This window comes from Rhizobium sp. P1_E1 (genome assembly GCF_056406015.1).
In genome coordinates this window covers 1-1,749 of sequence record NZ_JBFUAY010000459.1, presented here as the reverse complement: position 1 = coordinate 1,749, position 1,749 = coordinate 1, and the positions used below count along the sequence as shown (strand labels likewise).

Below are 1,749 nucleotides of genomic sequence, written 5' to 3'. Positions count from 1 at the left end.
GAAGAAGGCCTCGCTCTGGACGCATTTGACTTTCACCCAATCCCCGGTCCGGCCGGAACGATAGGGCCGGTCGAGGTGCTTGCCGACGATGCCTTCCAGGCCGAGGCGGCAGACATGCTCAAGCAGGACAGTCGGTTCGGCATCAAGTGTTTCCGATAGCCTGACGGCGCCGACCTGGTCATTCCTTGGACCGTTTAACGTGTCCTCGAGAAGGTGTCGGCGGGACCGGTATTCGACACCGCGCAGATCGTGGCCATCAAGGTAGATAAGATCGAAAGCGTAGAGGACGGCGTTGGAGGCACGGTTGCCAGCTTGTTTGCCGGATGCGCCCAGCGATTGCTGCAGCAGCCCGAAATCCGGCCGGCCCTCTTCGTCGAGCACGACTGCTTCGCCGTCGATGATCATCGTCGCCGGCCCGAGCGCTCGGGCGGCCTGCTCTATGGCCGGAAACCGGTGCGTCCAGTCATGGCCGCCGCGGGTGAGGATCCGGATCCCTTGGGGCTCGATATGAACCGCGAGGCGATAGCCATCCCATTTCAGCTCCCAGCTCCACGCGCTTCCCTTTGGGGGACGGGACTTCAACTCCGCCAGCGCCGGCTCGACGCGCTCAGGCATGGGATCGAAAGGGAGCTGTGGCTGGGCTGGATTTCGCTTGCCTCGCGGCCGGGAACGGATCGGGGCCTCGGTGTCACGAAGGAGGGGTTTTGATCTCGGAGGCTTCGGCATGCCGACAGTTCAGCAGAAAAATCTTAAAGACACTGTGACGATATCGACTTGTCCCCGCAATTCACACAAAGGGAGTAGCGCTCGCAAACGCTCGGAAAAAAATCCGCGGGCTGCTACTGCGCTGATTCTCATCGGCATTCTGCTGATTTCTAATGTTCAGGATAATATTCCCATTCCTCCGGTTGCTCGCCTCGCGCGCGCTTCCCGCCTGCTTTCAATCTTCTCGATTGCCGGTATTAATGTTCGCTTCCGCCATCGCTCGTCTAGCCTTGTGTCGTCCACGAAATGTTTGAGTATGTCGAGGACGTCGGTACCCGTGACGTCGTGAGCATTCCGGCCAAACTGATGGCTTCTCAGGAAGCAAAACAGATCTGATAGGCAATGGACCGCTTCTTTGTGGTCGTTGTCTTCGAGGGCGTCGTCGATATAAGTCCGGACAACCCACCATGCGGCATTTATCTGACGGATTGCGATCTCATCGCGTCGTTGTGTCGCCGGGCTCATAATGTTGCCGATACGGCTTTTCAGGCACAGCACAGGGTGCATCACCGCCACCTCTATGGTGGAGCCGTCTTCGCTTCGAAGCATGATGGTGGTTACGCCGTTTCGAAATTCCTCTCGTTTGACACCAATGATGTCATGGAGGAAGTCCACGATAATTGGACGGCCGTTCATATTCGCTTCGACAATTGCGGTACTTGGCGAATTCATACTGTCTTTGTCAGGTGTCTTGACGGTGCCACCGATGGCTTCCGCTAATTTTTCGGCCGCTTGCACACCGCCATAGTAATCGATGTCTTTACTCGTGAATGGTTTGTACTTTTCGAGCTCGGGCTGCACAGTTTCGTAGAAGCCAGCCCAAAGAAATGTCGCCTGTCCACCGACGATGAAAGCCTCATCATCGACAGTAAGATTCGAAACTATTTTGATGACTTCGTCCGGACGCAGAAACTCATTGTAGACCGTCATGCCAGCTGCATGCGCACCCTACGTTGCCCAATGCTCATCTGCTCTGGTTTGAAT

Annotated in this window: 2 protein-coding genes; both read right to left on the bottom strand. The window is 56.4% G+C overall.

The genetic code is table 11. The features are described from left to right. The coding region (locus tag AC1D1Z_RS37070; RefSeq protein WP_477853795.1) for an ATP-dependent DNA ligase at window positions 1-726 on the bottom strand (726 nt) is incomplete at its 3' end. Between the two features lie 156 nt (window positions 727-882). Next, window positions 883-1,695, bottom strand: coding sequence for a hypothetical protein (locus AC1D1Z_RS37065; RefSeq protein WP_017969055.1), 813 nt, complete (start codon window positions 1,693-1,695; stop codon window positions 883-885). Window positions 1,696-1,749: the final 54 nt, after the last annotated feature.

Bases quoted from the DNA above. Each gene is read 5' to 3' on its own strand.
- AC1D1Z_RS37065 (WP_017969055.1), bottom strand. From the start codon at position 1,695: ATGACGGTCTACAATGAGTTTCTGCGTCCGGACGAAGTCATCAAAATA.